Genomic DNA, 17,128 nt, shown 5'->3' with positions numbered 1-17,128 from the left:
CCTATGAGATCGACAATTTGGGTTCTGTTTCTGGCTTGCACGATGAGTCTTGGGGATTGAACACGATCAAATCGAGCGTCGAAGAGTTTTGGCGACATTGATGCATTGCGGTTCGCGCCAATCGTAAGCCTCACAAGAATTCACACACCATACCTCGCAATATTATTTGCCACTGAAAATAAAACTGTTTCGATTGGGGTATTCACGCGCGCGCATGCGATGCATAAGTGCGCAGACGACACTCGAAGTTACAGGATCAACAAAATTGATACTCCCTAGTTACGATCTCTTTGTTCTCTCTGCTGGCGCGATAATGTTTGGGCTATTTTTGTTGATCAAAGGCGGCGACTGGACGATTGATGCTGCGGTTTTTATTGCTGAGCGGACCGGACTATCGCCATTGTTCATCGGTGCGACAATTATTTCGTTCGGGACATCTGTGCCAGAGCTGTTCACATCGGTGAACGCAAACCTTCAAGGGTTTCCGGGTATCGCTTTAGGGAACGTTTTGGGGTCAAATATCGCCAATATTCTGCTGGTGCTGGGTGCTACTGCGATCGTTTTTCAAATCGAAGGTAAAGCCAAGGATTTGATAAAAGACCTCGGAATGATGCTGCTTGCGACGGCTATTTTGACCTATGGAATGTTTGTCGGTGTCTTTTCTTTCACACTGGGCCTCGTCATGTTCGGCATTCTCGCTGGCTTTGTTTTCTACCAGTATAAAACTGACAGCCTTGATATCGAAATCGAGGAAGCCGATGACGAATGTGGTATTTCATCAATGGGCGCTGCTCTTTTGGTGTTGCTCGGCGGGCTTTGTGCGCTTGCGGTTGGGTCAGAGATGCTGGTGAAAGGTGCCGTAGTAACTGGCACGTTGATTGGTGTGCCTGAGGCGATCATTGGTATGACGGTTGTTGCATTTGGTACATCCCTCCCAGAACTTTCCACTTGCATTGCGGCTGCACGCAAGCGTTCTGTTGGCCTGATCCTCGGAAATATTATTGGATCAAACACCTTTAACATTCTGTCGATCGTTGCACTGACCTCAATCATCAAACCTCTAGAGGTAACACCTGTTTTGATGGGAATGCAGCTTTGGGCAACCGTCGGTATCGCAGTCGGCTTTTCGATTTGGATGCTTACAGTCGGCAAGATCACCAAACCCGTCGGGATCGTCATGGTTGCTGCCTACATCGCCTTTACTGCTGCGCAATATATCATTCCAGCTGGGGCATAAAACAACGTCGGGAAAACTACGAACAACGTAAGTTTTCCCGTCACCCCCGTTTCCATCCCTGTACGGACAGCCTATACGACTGTCGAAATCGTATTACTCGGGGATCCCGTAAATGAGCAACGCAGAGATCGGCCTGATCGGCCTTGGCACAATGGGTGCTGCACTGGCACTGAACATCGCTGACAACGGCTTTGACATCGCTGTCTGGAACCGCACCAGCACAGTCACCAAAAGCTTCCACGCAAACGCAGGTGACCTCGCGGACAAGATCACGCCGACCGAAACTCTTGAAGAGTTGGTAGCGTCAATTGCAGAACCTCGTTCGATTATTTTGATGGTGCCTGCTGGGCAGCCTGTCGATGATCAAATCGCCGCATTGCGCCCGCTGCTTGGTGATAACGATCTGATCATTGATGCAGGAAATGCGAACTTTCACGACACCAACCGTCGTGCTGCCGAGGCAGGTGATCTACCATTCTTGGGCATTGGCGTCTCTGGTGGCGAAGAAGGTGCGCGCTTTGGCCCGTCCATCATGGGCGGCGGCAAGCGTGAATACTGGGATCGCGTTGCACATATCCTGACAGCCATTTCCGCTAAGCACGAAGATACGCCTTGTGCAACTTGGATGGGTGAAGGTGGTGCAGGCCACTTTGTCAAAGCAGTGCACAACGGTATCGAATATGCCGATATGCAAATGATCGCCGAAGTCTATGGGATCATGCGTGATGGCATGGGTATGGACAATGCAGCGATTGCGGAAACATTCGCCAAATGGGACGCTGGCCCGCTCAAATCCTACTTGATCGAAATCTCGGGCAAAGTTGCTGGTGCGATCGACCCGAAGACAGGTCAACCGATGTTGGATGTGATCGTTGATGCGGCTGGCCAAAAAGGTACCGGGCGTTGGACTGTCATCGAAGGGCAACTATTGGCCGCGCCAATCCCTGCGATCGAAGCAGCGGTTGTTGCGCGTAACCTTTCATCTCAGTTGGAAACACGCGCAGCTGGCGAAGCGTTGTTTGGAACTGCACCACGTCAACTACCGCATGATACGTTGACGCTCGATACATTGGAACAGGCCCTGATGGCTGGGAAAATCCTGTGCTACGCGCAAGGTTTTGAAATGATCAACAGCGCTTCGAAAGAATTCGGTTGGTCCCTGCCCTTGCCTGAAATCGCAAAGGTTTGGCGTGAAGGCTGCATCATTCGTTCAGATATGCTGGATGACATGTCTTCCGCGCTTAGCGAAGACGAAGCCCGTAACCTCATGTTTGCGCCAATCTTTGCCGACAAGTTGAAAGCAAATCACGATGCGCTGCGTCAGGTCGTTGCACAAGGTGCGCTGCACGGCATCGCCCTGCCCGCCTTGTCATCTGGTCTGGCTTATTTTGACGCCATGCGCACCGCACGCGGTACTGCAAACATGATCCAAGGTCAGCGCGACTTCTTTGGTGCGCACGGGTTTGCACGTACCGACGGTGGCTCTGGGCACCACGGCCCTTGGGGCAACAGCAATAGCTAAGAAATAAAAAGGTGGGCTAAGGCCCACCTTACACCATTCAGTGTCTAACCAAGCGCATACCCTGCGCCGCGCACCGTGCGAACAGGGTCATCGCCACCATGTTGCGTCAGTACTTTGCGTAAACGCCCAACGTGAACATCGACCGTACGCGTATCGACATAGATGTCACGCCCCCAAACCCGATCTAGCAGCATATCGCGCGACCAAACCCGACCCGGTTTTTCCATAAAGGTCGTCAGCAACCGAAATTCCGTCGGACCAAGCTTCAGAGGGTTTTCTGCGCGCGTGACCCGGTGCGTTTCGGCATCCAGCACGATGTCTTCGTAGGTTAAAACCTGACCAACTGTTGCCGGTCGTACCCGTCGTAATTGGGTACGCACACGTGCCATCAATTCAGATACTGAATATGGTTTCACCACGTAATCATCGGCACCTGTCTCAAGACCACGAACCTTATCGACCTCTTCTGATCGCGCGGAAAGCATGATGACAGGGATCGCGCGTGTCTCTGACTTTACCTTAAGCCTGCGACACACTTCGATCCCCGACAAATGCGGCATCATCCAATCCAAGATGATAACGTCAGGCGTATCTTCCTCGACACACAACAACCCTTCCTCGCCGTTTTCGGCGCGGGTGACGCGAAACCCTTCCGCCTCTAGATTGTAGGCAAGGACTTCGCACTGTGCGGCTTCGTCTTCAACGACAAGAACGTGTGGTTGTTGTGCCATCGGTCTTAGCCTGGTTCCGCTACAAACGCTGTCTTGTCGCTTTTGGGGCGCGCATCATCAGGCATTTCGCCTGTGACGAGATAGATGACCTGTTCAGCCATGTTCGTGGTCAAGTCGCCCATGCGTTCGATGTTCTTCGCCATGAAGTGTAGGTGCATACAGGCCGTGATATTGCGTGGATCTTCCATCATGAAGGTCAGGAATTCGCGGAACAACGCGTTGTACATCTGGTCGACTTCTTGGTCGCGTTGACGCACGACTTCGGCCAATTCGGCATCACCGCGCAAATAAGCATCAAGCGTGTCTTTCAACATTTGCTCGACCTCACGGGCCATCCGGCGCAGTGCGGTATCGGCACCGCTTACGGGGCTCATCTCGACTAATACACTGGTACGTTTGGCAATGTTCTTAGCGTAGTCGCCAATACGTTCGAGCGAGGCTGACAGGCGCAGGACCGTCAAAATTGCACGCAAATCTTTTGAAACTGGTGCACGCAAGGCAATCGTGCGTGCCGCTTCTTCGTTGATCTGCTCTTCCAGTGCGTCAATGGCTTTGTCTGCCTTGCGGACTGTTTCGGCCAATTCCACATCGCGATCAGCAAGCGAATTGGCTGACCGCAAGATTGCCTCTTCGACTAGGCCGCCCATCTTCATGATGAGCGTGGTGATCCCTTCAAGGTCGCGGTCATAGGCGGATGAAATATGTTCGTTCATCGGGTCTGCTCCTTAACCGATCCGGCCGGAAATGTAGCTTTCCGTGCGGGGGTCTTGTGGGTTGGTAAATATTTTGTCGGTATCATCGAATTCAACGAGATTACCGAGATGGAAAAATGCGGTTTTCTGGCTCACACGCGCAGCCTGCTGCATCGAGTGGGTCACGATCACAACCGAGAAGCTTTGGCGCAATTCATCTATCAATTCTTCGACCTGAGCCGTCGCGATAGGATCAAGCGCCGAGCATGGCTCATCCATCAACAGCACTTCGGGCGCTGTGGCAATCGCGCGAGCGATGCACAAACGCTGCTGCTGGCCTCCGGACATGCCGGTGCCCGGCGCATTGAGGCGGTCTTTGACCTCGTTCCAGAGTGCTGCCTTGCGTAGGGACTGTTCGACGATCTCATCAAGGTCAGCCTTGTTGCGGGCTAGACCGTGAATCTTCGGCCCATAGGCCACGTTGTCATAAATCGACTTTGGAAATGGGTTCGGCTTTTGGAACACCATGCCCACCTTTGCGCGGAGCTGAACCGGGTCTACCTTTGGATCATAGATGTCTTCACCGTCGAGCAGGATCTTTCCTTCGACACGACAGATATCAATCGTGTCGTTCATCCGGTTAAGGCAGCGCAGGAATGTCGACTTGCCGCAACCAGACGGGCCAATAAATGCCGTCACTGTTTTATCTGCGATATTAACATCTACGTCTTTAATCGCATGGTTGTCGGCATAGTAAACCTGAACCCCTTTGGCTTCGATCTTGATGTCTTGCTGGGTACTCATTGTGCGGTCCATTTGAATCATATCTTCCATTTTTGCTCTCCTCTACCAGCGTCGTTCAAAGCGGCGACGCAGGTAGATCGCGACCGCATTCATGATTAGCAGAAAAACCAGCAATGTAATAATCGCACCGGATGCACGCTCAACAAAGCCAGGGTCAGCACGTTGTGTCCAGTTGTAAACCTGTACTGGCAGCGCGGTTGAGGCTTCGCCAAACAAACCGCTTTCTGGGGTAAAGGCGGCGGGGTATTCGCGTACGAAAGCTACCATCCCAATCAGCAACAAAGGCGCGGTTTCACCCAATGCCTGCGCAAGGCCAATGATCGTCCCTGTCAAAATCCCAGGTGCCGCCAAAGGTAGAACGTGGTGAAATACGGACTGCATCTTTGACGCGCCGACACCCAATGCCGCATCGCGGATCGACGGCGGTACAGATTTCAACGCAGCGCGTGTTGAAATGATGATTGTTGGCAATGTCATCAACGTCAGAACCAAACCACCAACAAGTGGCGATGATTGGTTGAATTCCATGAAGTTGATGAAAATCGCCAAGCCAAGAATACCGAACACAATCGACGGCACCGCAGCAAGGTTTGAGATGTTGACCTCAATGATATCAGTCCACCGGTTTTTTGGAGCGAATTCTTCAAGGTAGATGGATGAGGCAACACCAATCGGCAGCGCCAAGCACAACACAACAAGCATCATGTAAAGCGAACCAAGGATCGCAACACCGATACCCGCAGCTTCTGGCCGTTGGTCCGATGCGTCAGGCCAAACGAAGAAATTCCAGTTGAATTTTGTCTGCATGACGCCGGCATCGGCCAGAGCTTGGGCAATTTCCAATGCTTCTGGTGATGTGTTGTTATCAAGCGCGGCACTTTCCATCGTGACGCGGCCTTTAAAAAAGCCATCAACCCGGCCAGAGGCAAGCACATCAAAACGAACAGTTTGTCCGATCAGATCTGGGTTACCCAGAACGCGGTTACGTACAGTTGCGGCGGCTTCTTTTGAGATCATATTGCTGATCTCTTTGTTCGAAAGTTCGGTTTCGATGCCCTGCTCGGCCAATGTCGCCAGCAGTGCGTTGCGCAAGATCGGAGCGTAGCCAATGGTGGTGACCTTGGACATCACCGCAAGATCGCGGACGCCCGATTTATCCAGCTTGTCTTCGGGCAGTTCCACTTCAAGGGCGATGAACGTCTGCTTAAAGGAGCTTAGGCCGTTGCCTAAAACCGATGTCAGCAAGATCACGAGTGCAAACATCGCAACGATGATCGCGCCCAGCCCATAAGCCTTAAAACGTGCCTCGGCTGCGTTTCGCTTTTTTGTGCGTGCGTCCGTTGTTAGCAAAGAGGTGCTCATTCGTACTGCTCCCGATATTTACGCACGATAAACAGCGCAAAGACATTGAGGCCCAAGGTGATGACAAACAATGTCAAACCAAGTGCAAAGGCTACCAGTGTCTCTGGGCTAGCAAAGTCGGTATCACCAGTCAGCTGACTAACGATTTTAACGGTGACGGTCGTCATCGCCTCAAATGGGTTAAGCGAAAGCCGCGCGGCGGCCCCTGCCCCAAGTACCACGATCATCGTCTCGCCGATGGCGCGTGATGCAGCCAACAGGATTGCACCAACGATCCCGGGCAACGCCGCAGGAATAACCACCTGACGGATGGTTTCGGATTTCGTGGCACCCAGCCCAAATGACCCATCGCGCATCGCCTGAGGCACAGCGTTAATGATGTCATCTGACAGTGAACTTACGAATGGGATCAGCATGATGCCCATAACAAGCCCAGCGGTCATCACTGACGATGCGCTTTGCCCCAACCCCAGTGGTGAAGCAAAGTAATCGCGCAAGAACGGACCCACTGTCACCAGCGCAAAAAGACCGTATACAATCGTCGGGATACCGGCGAGGATTTCAATCGCAGGCTTTGCGACAGACCGCATACGACTGCTTGCGTATTCAGACAGATAAATCGCTGCAAACAGGCCAATAGGCACCGCAAAGGTAAGCGCGATAAAGCTGATATAAAGCGTACCCCAAAGAAGCGGTAAAATACCCAGATCAGAGTTCCCGCGGAAGTTAGGTGACCAATTCGTCGAAAAGAAGAAGTTCCGCCAGTCGTATTGTTCAAAGAAGTTGAACGTTTCAAACAGCATGGAAAACACAATGCCAACCGTCGTCAGAATTGCGATGGTTGAAGCAAAAATCAACAGCCCCATGATCCAACGCTCTGCAAAGGTTCTTGCACGGGTTTCTGTTTTGATACCGATAAGTGAAAGCGCAAAGCCAGTCACCGCCAAGGCAATTACGACAAGCGTAAACAGCCAAGACCCCTCTGCCTCTGCGAGGCGACGGTACAGCGAAAACAAAACGATCGCCGCAAGTGGCGGGATCGCAGTGGCAAGAACAGTATTAAGGGCATGTTGTTTGGGCAGTGAAACCAACTTGCGGATGTCTCCGCCAGCGACTTGCAATGCCCGCGTCTTGGCTAGGAAGTAACCTGTGATGGTCAGGCCTAGAATCACAAGAAGCGGAAGGGTCAGCGATTGCATGATCGTTTCCAACGTATAAAGGGTTCGCATGAGGCACCAGAGTGGCGCCCCATGCTAATAGTAAACTTAAGAGCCGCTGCCCATAGTAACTTCGTCAGCAACAGTCGCTTGTACCGCTGCTAGCTCTGGATCAGAGACCAGACCGTATTCAGCCAATGGGCCGTCTGGGCCTGCAATATCGTCAGATACAAAGAATTCAGCGAATTCTTTTACACCTGGGATCACACCGATGTGGTCAGCCTTAATGTAGAAATACAGTGGGCGTGACACAGGGTAGTCACCAGCAGCGATGCTTTCGGTTGTTGGAATAACTCCGGACATTGTCGCAACTTGCAGCTTGTCTGTGTTGTTTTCATAGAAAGCCAGACCAAACACGCCGATGCCGTTGTTGTCAGCTTCGATGCGCGCCAATGTTTCTGTGTAGTCGCCGTCGATGTCTACTGAACGACCGTCAGTGCGGATCGCCATGCATGTGCCTTCGGCTGCATCTTCGTCGCCGCCGTTCAGACCCATAATCGCTTCCATTGCGCCGCTTTCTTCACAGCCAGCAAGGATCACTTTTTCTTCGAATACTTCACGTGTGCCGTGCTTTGTACCCGGGATGAAGGCTTGGATCGGCTGTGCCGGGAACGCAGGGTTTACTTGGTCCCATGTTTCAACAGTGTTTGGAACCAATGCGCCATCTACGACAACTTCGGCAGCCAAAGCATTGTACCAATCAGCAGGTGTGAATTCGAAACCATTGCCGTTGATGTCAGAGGCAAACACGATGCCATCATAACCGATACGAACTTCGATGATGTTTGTAACACCAGCGGCGGCACAAGCTTCAACCTCAGAAGATTTGATGGCGCGTGACGCGTTTGCGATGTCGATGGTGTTTTCACCAACGCCTTCGCAGAAGCGCTTTAGGCCAGCAGATGAACCACCTGATTCTACAACCGGTGTTGGGAAGTCAAAGTTTTCGCCGAATACCTCAGCCACGATAGATGCGTATGGCAACACAGTGGAAGAACCAGCAACCTGAACGTTGTCACGTGCAGCAGCAGAAGTTGCGGTAAGGGCAGCAAGAACTGCGGTTGTCGCAGTCAGTTTCATGATCGACATCAAATCACTCCAGTCAGTCAAACATCAGTTACACGCGAGCCGCGCAACCATTGCGCTCCGTCTAGAAGCGGCGCTCGAAGCTTTTGTGACATTAATGTAAAAGTTTTATGACAGCTACTAAATTGGTAAAAAAACTGAGATCGTCGTTCCCAAACCTTCTTCACTTTCTATCAGAAGACGACCGCGATGCCGGTTTACGATGTGTTTCACAATGGCCAAACCAAGACCTGTTCCCCCAACTTCGCGCGAACGATGGCTATCAACCCTGTAAAATCGTTCCGTTAAGCGGGCGATATGATGGCTCGCGATACCTTCGCCTTTGTCGGCAATGCTGATTTGCACCGCCTGCGCTCGAAGCCGAAGATCCATGGCACGCGGATGAATCGTTACCTTAACGATCCCGCCGCTCGCCCCGTATTTGATTCCGTTTTCAATCAAGTTGGTGAACACCTGAACCAACTGACCAGCATCACCCTGTACCATCTCGCTGCCATCCGCAGTGTCCAGAACCACAGTCACGCCTGCATCAGCGGCTTGCGGCTCTAGACCTTTGATGACCGAATTTAACAAGGCTGGCAGATCGACATGTTCACGTGGACGCACGCGTTCATCTTCTTCGACGCGCGACAGCGACAGCAGGTCATCGACCAACCGGGTCATCCTGCTTGCCTCATGCGCCATGATCCCTAGAAACCGGTCACGTGCTGCTGCATCATTACGTGCCGCCCCGCCCAGCGTTTCGATAAAACCCATGAGCGCAGTCAGTGGCGTCCGTAATTCGTGACTGACGTTAGCCACGAAATCACGACGCATTTTACCGGCATCCTCTGATGCGGTCTGATCTTCAAAGCTAAGGACAATGTCTGACCCCGCTGGTGACACAGTAACACGATACACCGTATCCTTTGCACCATCGCGGCTAATGTAACGTACAGTTCCCGCAGCCCCGCCACCCCGCAAGGTTGTAATAGCTTCGACAACGCTGGGCTGGCGCAAGGCAGATATATAGTGTTTTCCGACTAGCCCCGTGCCTAAAATACTTTCGAGCGCCGGATTAACCGCACCCACACGGTCATCGCGTCCAATAACCATAACAGGCATCGGAATCGCCGTAATTACGTCTGCAATGTGAATATAAGTCAAAATAGGTCCTTAATACTGTCAGTTAGCGTGTTTAAACGTCAAAAACTGTTTGCGCCAACACTCTTATTACGCAACAAAAGGTAACCAGCCACGTGGTCACTGCATCAGCGAAGAAAAAATGTACAAGTGTTCTTTGTTGCTCCCGATAATATTCGCCCAAGTTGTGCCCCCTAAACCGAGGTAACGAATGGCAAAGACCAAAACGATCGTCATCGGCGATGTCGCACGTTGGAAAGCACAGGGGCGGAACCTGTCTCCCACTGACGAGCTGACGTTTGTTTCCATCGACGCGTTATGCGCCCAGACAATCGCCGAAGTATCGCCCGATACGATACTATCCCCCCTCGTCGCGGATACGTTCGATGCGATGGAGGTCGCTGAAACGCTTCATCAAATTGGGTTTCAGGGTCAATACTGCGTAGTTGCTGATCCGCTCCCCAATAAAAACGCGGTCATTGCCGAAGTCAAAGCCAGAGCACCCGGACTTCGGTTCGATATCGTTACAATGCCCGTCTAAACCGGCTTTAGATCGCGCGAAAATCGTTCGGCGTTTTCTTGGTAATGAATTGCAGAGGCTTTTAGGGCCGCGAGCGATGCAGCGTCAAGTTCGCGCACAACTTTGCCCGGTGCGCCCATAACAAGTGATCCATCGGGTATGACTTTGCCTTCTGTGATCAGCGCACCTGCCCCAATCAGACAGCCCTTACCGATGACTGCGCCGTTTAAAACAGTGGCACCCATCCCGATCAGGCTGTTATCACCAATCGTACAGCCGTGCAGCATCGCCTTGTGGCCAATCGTGCACCCTGCCCCGACGATCAGCGGATAACCCATATCGGTGTGCATGACGCAGTTTTCTTGCACGTTGCTGCCGGCGCCGATGGTGATCATCTCGTTATCGCCACGCATCGTAGTCCCGAACCAAACCGATGATTTTGCAGCAAGGGTGACATTTCCGACAATATGACAGCCCGGAGCAACCCAAGCATCATCTGCGACCGACGGACGAAGGCTACCTAGTGCATAGAATGTCATTCCCGTTCTCCAAATTGTGTCTGCAATTCACGCACGTGATTCACTAGATCAGGTTGTTGTGACCGGCGAAGGCGTTCAGCACTGATGATTGTCTTAAGGCGCTCTTCGGTAGCGTCCAAATCATCGTTTACCAGTACATAATCATACCCGTCCCAGTGGCTGATTTCATCCCAGCTTTTTTGCATCCGTTTTTCAATGACTTCTGGCGCATCCTGACCGCGGCTGACCAACCTGCGATGCAGCTCTGTAATCGATGGCGGTAGAATAAAGATCGACAGTACGTGTTCCTGCAGCGCTGAGTTACTGATCTGCTGTGCACCCTGCCAGTCGATATCAAACAAGACATCACGCCCCGCTTCGATCGCGGCCTGTACGGGCGCCTTGGGCGATCCATAGTAGTTCCCGAAGACCCGCGCATGTTCCAGCATATCGCCACTTGCGACCTGCTCTTGAAATTCGGGCACTGACACAAAGAAATAGTCTTTGCCGTTCTCTTCGCCTTCGCGAGGTTCGCGCGTGGTTGCCGAAACAGAAAAGCGCAAACTATCGTCCCAATTGCGTAAACGCCCAGCGAGCGTTGATTTTCCCGCCCCCGAAGGTGACGAAAGAATGATCAAAAGGCCGCGTCGGGACATCAGTTACTCCACATTCTGAATTTGTTCGCGCATCTGGTCGATCACGGCTTTCAGGTCAAGCCCGATTGCGGTCAGTGGCGCGGACTGCGCTTTTGCGCAAAGTGTATTGGCTTCGCGGTTGAATTCCTGCGCGAGGAAATCAAACTTACGGCCAGATGGTTTATCATCGGCAAGCAAATCGCGGGCCGCTTGAACATGCGACTTAAGCCGATCTATCTCCTCGGTGACGTCGCTTTTCATTGCAAGCAAGGCAAGCTCTTGGGCGATACGCCCTTCTTCGACTTCTGCAACGTCGTCCAACACGCGGCGAAGCGCATTCGTTAGGTTTTCTTGCACTTGTGGCGCACGGTCAGCCGCAGCTTTCGCCGCATCCTCGGTCAGTACCGCGATCTGGTTTAGCTGCCCTGCAACAACATCGTGCAATGCGGCGCCTTCGGTACGGCGCATTTCGCAGAAATCGGCCAAAAGCAACGGGATGTCTGATTTTAACGCGGCAACCAGCTGTTCAGCGTCGTCTTGCGGCTGTGCAGCGACCAAAACCCCGCGCTGCCCCAAAACATCAGCCGCTGTCGGCTGCGCAAGCGTCACACCCTTCGTGAACGCGCGTTCTTGGACGGTATCAAGTGCCGCAAGCACGGCGTCTAGTCGGGTTTCGTCGATGGCCAGCTCACCGGCTGTCTCTTCGCGGTTTATCCGTAGGTTCACGGTCACATTACCGCGCGCGATAGCATCGCCAACCGCAGAACGCAGCGCGGGTTCCACGCCGTCCAGCCCTTCGGGCAAGCGTAACCGAAGATCAAAACCACGCGCATTCACGCCCCGCATTTCCCAGCTCCATGATACAGGGCCAAGCGCCCCTGTCCTGCTTGCAAATGCTGTCATCGATTGGGTCATGTGTCACCGCCTACGCTACTGTTTGCATTGGTCCTATTGGATAAATGGCCCATTGGGCAAGCCTGCGCGCGTTAACCGTTTAACACTTTGTTAAATGAAACCATGATCAAACTGTGTTAAATTCTACTTAAAGGAAAAGCTAATTGTCCTAAGTTTTGAGTTTAAAGGATCATCGAGGATCACATGGAAGTCGTTAGTAATATACCGTTTCGCCCCAGCCACGAAATACCCGGCGCGAATGATCCCATCCTGCAAAGCCTAGAGGCATACTGGCAGGCACTTCGTCATGCCCGCCAAATACCTTCACGAAATGACATACAACCGCGTCAAATTGACAACGCCCTGCCCCATACATTCATCTTACAGCGCATATCACCCGGCGTTGCCCGGATGCGGGTCGCAGGGCAGCAATTGCATGATTTACTAAAAATGGATGCGCGGGGTATGCCGATTGGGACCTTTTTTGCACCCAGTGCACGTGATGAGATCATTGCACTGGTCGACACAGCCTTTTGCGAACCCGCGATCATTGCCGTGCCACTATGCGTACCGGGAAATATTGTGCGTGCACCTTTGACAGGAACCATGCTGATGCTGCCCTTGCGCGACGAAACGGGCCAAACCAATCGTATGCTAGGTGCTATCGTGACCGAAGGCCCGCGTGGGAACCGCCCCCGCCGGTTTGAGATCGCCAAAGAGATGCCACTGCGCCACGAAACTCTAGGTGTGAAGCTGGCGTCAGCCCAAAGCCACCCGCAGCCCGCCCACGAAAAAGGGCCAGACGCAACACATCCGGCCCTTCGATTGGTTATCAATAACGGCTGATTAGCCTGCTTTGGCTTGGTCCAGCTTGTTACGGCGTGCCGACAGTTCTTCGGAAACTAAGAACGCCAATTCTAGCGACTGAGACGCGTTCAGACGCGGATCGCAAGCTGTGTGGTAACGGCTAGACAGGTCTTCGTCTGTCACGGCACGGATACCGCCGGTGCATTCAGTCACGTCTTTACCTGTCATCTCAAAGTGCACACCACCTGGGATCGTGCCCTCTGCATTATGAACAGCAAAGAATTCTTTGACTTCGCGCAGCACGCTATCGAATGGACGCGTTTTATAGCCCGTCGTCGATTTGATCGTGTTACCGTGCATCGCATCACAGGTCCAAACGACGTTTGCACCTTCTTCCTCAACGGCCTTGATCAGGCGAGGCAGGTGTTCACCAACGGAACCCGCACCAAAGCGTGCGATCAACGTCAGACGACCTGCTTCGTTTTCTGGGTTCAATGACGCCATCAACGCCTTAAGGTGACCAGAGGTCATCGACGGACCACATTTCAGGCCGATTGGGTTAAGCACACCTTTGCAGAACTCTACATGCGCACCGTCTGGTTGACGTGTACGGTCACCGATCCAGATCATGTGACCTGAACCCGCGAGCCACTTACCAGAAGTCGAATCTAAACGGCAAAGCGCCTCTTCATACTCGAGCAATAGCGCTTCGTGGCTGGTGTAGAAATCAACCGTCTGTAATTCATGGTTGGTATCTGTGGTCAGGCCAGCAGCTTCCATGAAATCAAGCGTATCAGTGATACGGGCGGCCATATCGCTGTATTTCTTAACTTCGTTGGTGTCAGTAAAGCCCAAAGTCCATTTATGAACTTCGTGAACGTTCGCGAAACCACCTGTTGAAAACGCGCGCAACAAGTTCAATGTCGCAGCCGCCTGCATGTAGGCTTGCGACATACGCTCTGGGTCTGGGATACGCGATTCAGCTGTGAAATCGAAACCGTTGATGATGTCACCACGGTAGCTAGGAAGCTCAACGCCGTTTACTGTTTCAGTTGGCGCTGAACGTGGCTTGGCCATTTGACCAGCCATACGGCCAACCTTAACCACAGGCACCTTTGCGCCATAGGTCAAAACCATCGCCATCTGAAGCATCACTTTGAATGTGTCGCGAATAGCGTCGGCACCAAATTCGGCAAAGCTTTCGGCACAATCGCCACCTTGCAGCAAAAACGCTTCTCCACGGCTTACCGCGGCAAGTTGTTGTTTCAGTTTGCGTGCTTCACCAGCAAAGACCAATGGTGGATAACTGGCAAGACGACCTTCTACAGCGCTAAGCGCAGCTGCGTCGGTATACTCAGGCATCTGTACCCGGGGCTTGCTGCGCCAGTCAGATTTTTGCCAGTTGGTCATTTTATTGCTCCATATCCGTGTATAGTGAATTAAATTTAGGTGGACCGTATAACCCGCACAGCCCAAAGGGCCAATACGAAAGTGTATTGCTGTCCAGAAACCCAAATTCATGTGATTGGGGCTTGATCACGAAAGTCAAAACTGGTTCGGTCCTTCGATACCTTTTTCGGACCTATCTCGTATGTATGCAGACCCACAAATCGTCGATGTTGACCACAGCGGCAAACCACGCCACTTCGTGTTTGTTCTGCTGAACAATTTCACGATGCTTAGCTTTGCAGCAGCCGTGGAAAGCCTGCGTATAGCAAACCGGACTGCCGGAAAATCACTATATACTTGGACAATCGTCAGCGAAGATGGCGAAGACGCCGTTTGTTCCAATGGCTGCGCCTTTCGTGTGGAACATAGCCTAAGCGAAACTGATCGTGACGATACTATCATGGTCTGCGGTGGGATTAGCGTCCAAATCGCTACCACCAAACGGCTGCTAAACTGGTTACGACGCGAAGCGCGACGCGGCGCTACAATCGCAGGCCTTTGCACTGCTGGTTATACAATCGCGAAGGCCGGGTTGCTTGATGGCAAACGGGCCACAATCCACTGGGAGAATCACGACAGCTTTCTTGAAGAGTTCGAAGATGTGACGCTCACCAAATCTGTTTTCGTCATTGACGGAAATCGGATTACGACCGCCGGTGGCACCGCGTCTCTGGATCTGATGATCAAACTGATTGCCGATGATCACGGCGAAGACCTTGCCAATGCAGTCGCGGACATCCTGATTTACTCAGCCATTCGAACAGATCAGGATACGCAGCGCCTTTCCATCCCGACGCGTATTGGGGTTCGTCATCCAAAATTGTCACGTGTTATCCAGATGATGGAACAAAACATCGAAGAACCGATCAGCCCTGCGACCCTTGCAACTGATGTCGGCATGTCCACGCGTCAGTTGGAGCGCCTATTCCGCCGTTACCTATCACGCAGCCCCAAACGCTATTATATGGAGCTGCGCCTGCAAAAGGCCCGGAACCTTCTGATGCAGACAGACATGACCGTCATTAATGTCGCCTTGGCCTGTGGTTTTGCATCACCGTCGCATTTTTCAAAATGCTATCGGTCGCACTATGACACTACACCGTACCGCGAACGCGGCAGCCACGCCTCGCGTGCGCCATCCTGAACAAAGCCTGTTTTCAACTAGGATTGATCATAAGCCGTAAAAACTTAGACGTTTTTACCGTTTTAGGTCGATGATTCAGTGAAATTGACCTTTGGTTCCGACTTTCCTTTTGGAAACACGCTGATAAGCTGGCGCGCAGGACAATAAGATCCAACTGGGAGTCTAAAATGAAAAAACTACTGATGGCGACATCCGCCATGACAATGATTGCTGGTGGCGCAATGGCTGCTGACGAAGTGAAAATCGGCGTTGTGCTTGGCTTTACAGGCCCACTTGAGTCGATCACTCCTGCCATGGGCGCAGGCGCAGAGCTTGCAATGGCCGAAGTCACCGAATCTGGTGCACTTTTGGACGGCGCGACAGTGACTTCTGTACGCGGCGACAGCACATGTATCGATAGCGGTGCGGCGACAGCGGCGGCAGAACGTCTTGTAACTTCTGATGGCGTGAACGCGATCATGGGCGCGGATTGTTCTGGTGTGACGGGTGCGATTTTGCAGAACGTTGCACGTGCAAACGGCGTTGTGATGATTTCTCCATCCGCGACATCACCGGGCCTATCGACTGCCGAAGATGACGGCCTGTTCTTCCGTACAGCACCTTCTGATGCGCGTCAGGGTGTTATCATTACTGAAATTCTTCAGGATCGTGGCGTTGAAGAAGTCGCACTGACTTATACAAACAACGACTACGGCAAAGGCTTGGCTGATGCGTTCCAAGCAGCATTCGAAGCTGCTGGCGGTACAGTAACAATCTCTGCAGCGCACGAAGACGGCAAAGCTGACTACTCTGCTGAAGTTGGCGCATTGGCATCTGCTGGTGGCGAAGTTCTGGTTGTCGCTGGCTACGTTGACCAAGGCGGTTCAGGCGTCGTGCGTTCATCGCTCGATTCTGGCGCGTTCGACACGTTCTACTTCCCTGACGGCATGGTTGGCGCAAAGCTGAACGAAAACTTTGGCGAAGAACTTAACGGCTCTTATGGCGCTTACCCCGGCACCGACAGCCCGGGCGCTGCAAAATTCGTTGAAATGGCCGAAGCAGCTGGTTTCGACGGCACAGGCGCATTTGCACCAGAATCATACGATGCTGCGGCACTGATCATGTTGGCGATGCAGGCTGCTGGTTCCAGCGATTCTGCTGCATTCAAGGACCACGTCTTTGACGTTGCAAACGCACCCGGTGTTGAAATCTACCCTGGTGAATTGGCAAAAGGCCTTGAGCTGATCGCAGCTGGCGAAGACATCGATTACGTCGGTGCATCCGCAGTTGAACTGATCGGACCCGGTGAATCTGCTGGTAACTACCAAGAAATCGAATTCGCTGACGGCGAGTATTCGACAATCGGTTACCGCTAATATATCGCACCAAAGTCGAAGCGGCGCAGGAGA

At 52.5% G+C, this 17,128-nt stretch carries 17 protein-coding genes; 6 read left to right on the top strand and 11 right to left on the bottom strand.

The features are described 5' to 3' along the window. Positions 1 to 214: 214 nt before the first annotated feature. Together ACHUEV_RS17445 and gndA are read left to right on the top strand one after the other, a co-directional pair. Entirely contained in the window at positions 215 to 1,237 is a 1,023-nt protein-coding gene (locus tag ACHUEV_RS17445) for a calcium/sodium antiporter (RefSeq protein WP_394182152.1), read from the top strand. A gap of 112 nt (positions 1,238 to 1,349) precedes the next feature. Then, positions 1,350 to 2,759, top strand: coding sequence for an NADP-dependent phosphogluconate dehydrogenase (gene gndA, locus ACHUEV_RS17440; protein ID WP_394182150.1), 1,410 nt, complete (start codon positions 1,350 to 1,352; stop codon positions 2,757 to 2,759). Positions 2,760 to 2,803: 44 nt separating this feature from the next. Here gndA and phoB read toward each other — a convergent pair whose 3' ends face one another. The 7 genes from phoB to ACHUEV_RS17405 form a co-directional block, all read right to left on the bottom strand. Then, the gene (phoB, locus tag ACHUEV_RS17435; protein ID WP_394182148.1) at positions 2,804 to 3,490 is read right to left on the bottom strand and encodes a phosphate regulon transcriptional regulator PhoB; all 687 of its coding nucleotides are present in this window, start codon (positions 3,488 to 3,490) and stop codon (positions 2,804 to 2,806) included. A 5-nt stretch (positions 3,491 to 3,495) separates the two neighbouring features. After that, entirely contained in the window at positions 3,496 to 4,203 is a 708-nt protein-coding gene (gene phoU / locus ACHUEV_RS17430; protein WP_394182146.1) for a phosphate signaling complex protein PhoU, read from the bottom strand. Positions 4,204 to 4,215: 12 nt separating this feature from the next. Beyond that, a complete protein-coding gene (pstB, locus tag ACHUEV_RS17425; protein WP_106354334.1) occupies positions 4,216 to 5,016 on the bottom strand; it encodes a phosphate ABC transporter ATP-binding protein PstB in 801 nt (266 codons plus the stop codon). A gap of 12 nt (positions 5,017 to 5,028) precedes the next feature. Next, positions 5,029 to 6,348 carry a phosphate ABC transporter permease PstA gene (gene pstA / locus ACHUEV_RS17420; RefSeq protein WP_394182144.1) on the bottom strand — a complete coding sequence of 440 codons (1,320 nt, stop codon included), beginning with the start codon at positions 6,346 to 6,348 and terminating at the stop codon, positions 5,029 to 5,031. Beyond that, positions 6,345 to 7,547: a phosphate ABC transporter permease subunit PstC gene (gene pstC, locus ACHUEV_RS17415; protein WP_394182142.1), complete on the bottom strand. Its 1,203-nt coding sequence runs from the start codon at positions 7,545 to 7,547 to the stop codon at positions 6,345 to 6,347. The genes pstA and pstC overlap by 4 nt, the downstream gene beginning before the upstream one ends. A gap of 66 nt (positions 7,548 to 7,613) precedes the next feature. Next, entirely contained in the window at positions 7,614 to 8,654 is a 1,041-nt protein-coding gene (locus ACHUEV_RS17410; RefSeq protein ID WP_394182140.1) for a substrate-binding domain-containing protein, read from the bottom strand. Positions 8,655 to 8,771: 117 nt separating this feature from the next. Continuing rightward, complete coding sequence (locus tag ACHUEV_RS17405; protein WP_394182162.1) at positions 8,772 to 9,755, bottom strand: sensor histidine kinase; 984 nt, start codon at positions 9,753 to 9,755, stop codon at positions 8,772 to 8,774. Between the two features lie 229 nt (positions 9,756 to 9,984). Here ACHUEV_RS17405 and ACHUEV_RS17400 point away from each other — a divergent pair, with 229 nt between their 5' ends. Beyond that, positions 9,985 to 10,314 (top strand): hypothetical protein, encoded by a 330-nt coding sequence (locus ACHUEV_RS17400; protein WP_394182138.1) that lies wholly within the window; start codon positions 9,985 to 9,987, stop codon positions 10,312 to 10,314. Here ACHUEV_RS17400 and ACHUEV_RS17395 read toward each other — a convergent pair. The 3 genes from ACHUEV_RS17395 to ACHUEV_RS17385 are packed head-to-tail and all read right to left on the bottom strand — an operon-like array spanning position 10,311 to position 12,361. Next, positions 10,311 to 10,832, bottom strand: a complete 522-nt coding sequence (locus ACHUEV_RS17395) for a gamma carbonic anhydrase family protein (protein WP_394182136.1) — start codon at positions 10,830 to 10,832, stop codon at positions 10,311 to 10,313. The genes ACHUEV_RS17400 and ACHUEV_RS17395 overlap by 4 nt on opposite strands. Next, complete coding sequence (gene gmk, locus ACHUEV_RS17390; protein WP_394182134.1) at positions 10,829 to 11,467, bottom strand: guanylate kinase; 639 nt, start codon at positions 11,465 to 11,467, stop codon at positions 10,829 to 10,831. The genes ACHUEV_RS17395 and gmk overlap by 4 nt, the downstream gene beginning before the upstream one ends. Positions 11,468 to 11,470: 3 nt before the next feature. Further along, positions 11,471 to 12,361, bottom strand: a complete 891-nt coding sequence (locus ACHUEV_RS17385) for a YicC/YloC family endoribonuclease (RefSeq protein ID WP_394182132.1) — start codon at positions 12,359 to 12,361, stop codon at positions 11,471 to 11,473. Between the two features lie 183 nt (positions 12,362 to 12,544). Here ACHUEV_RS17385 and ACHUEV_RS17380 point away from each other — a divergent pair, with 183 nt between their 5' ends. Then, positions 12,545 to 13,186, top strand: coding sequence for a PAS domain-containing protein (locus ACHUEV_RS17380; protein WP_394182130.1), 642 nt, complete (start codon positions 12,545 to 12,547; stop codon positions 13,184 to 13,186). Here ACHUEV_RS17380 and ACHUEV_RS17375 read toward each other — a convergent pair whose 3' ends face one another. After that, positions 13,187 to 14,557 carry a class II 3-deoxy-7-phosphoheptulonate synthase gene (locus tag ACHUEV_RS17375; RefSeq protein ID WP_394182128.1) on the bottom strand — a complete coding sequence of 457 codons (1,371 nt, stop codon included), beginning with the start codon at positions 14,555 to 14,557 and terminating at the stop codon, positions 13,187 to 13,189. It abuts the gene before it with no gap. 181 nt (positions 14,558 to 14,738) lie between these two features. Here ACHUEV_RS17375 and ACHUEV_RS17370 point away from each other — a divergent pair, with 181 nt between their 5' ends. Beyond that, positions 14,739 to 15,740, top strand: coding sequence for a GlxA family transcriptional regulator (locus ACHUEV_RS17370; protein ID WP_394182127.1), 1,002 nt, complete (start codon positions 14,739 to 14,741; stop codon positions 15,738 to 15,740). A gap of 167 nt (positions 15,741 to 15,907) precedes the next feature. Further along, complete coding sequence (locus tag ACHUEV_RS17365; RefSeq protein ID WP_106354311.1) at positions 15,908 to 17,095, top strand: ABC transporter substrate-binding protein; 1,188 nt, start codon at positions 15,908 to 15,910, stop codon at positions 17,093 to 17,095. Positions 17,096 to 17,128 lie beyond the last annotated feature (33 nt).

The organism is Yoonia maritima, assembly GCF_043641945.1.
GTDB lineage: Bacteria > Pseudomonadota > Alphaproteobacteria > Rhodobacterales > Rhodobacteraceae > Yoonia > Yoonia maritima_B.
The sequence above is the reverse complement of the archived record's forward strand: the minus strand, read 5'-3'. Positions and strand labels throughout refer to the sequence as shown.